The 350-nt window shown below is 40.9% G+C and carries 1 pseudogene; it reads left to right on the top strand.

What is annotated here, in order from left to right:
* Positions 1-166: 166 nt before the first annotated feature.
* Positions 167-350: pseudogene (locus tag A3712_RS21465) on the top strand (hypothetical protein); the annotation flags it as partial.

Genomic DNA, 350 nt, shown 5'->3' with positions numbered 1-350 from the left:
GCAAAAAACTTTGATCCGATAATCGAAACACATGAAGGCGGCTACTACGGTAACCCTGATCCTGTAACTGCGATTTCTCGCGGCACGATCATTAAAGTCGACACAATCTGTGAAGATGGTTTGCGTATCGCTAAACCTGGCTTGTTGCGTTAATAAGGAGACAAAAATGAAAAAAATACTTGCTACTCTGGCGATGTTTGCCACTTGTTCTGTAAATGCTTTAACACTCAGTGACTATGTACCAACAGACAGCGCTCTAGCTCAAGCAATTCACCTGACTTCAGAGCGTTTATCGAGAACAATGTCCTTAGATTTACCCGATAAAGACATATTAATTATCGATACATCAA

The organism is Vibrio sp. HI00D65 (assembly GCF_001635455.1).
Lineage (GTDB): Bacteria > Pseudomonadota > Gammaproteobacteria > Enterobacterales > Vibrionaceae > Vibrio.
This window is presented reverse-complemented; position numbering and strand designations above follow the sequence as displayed.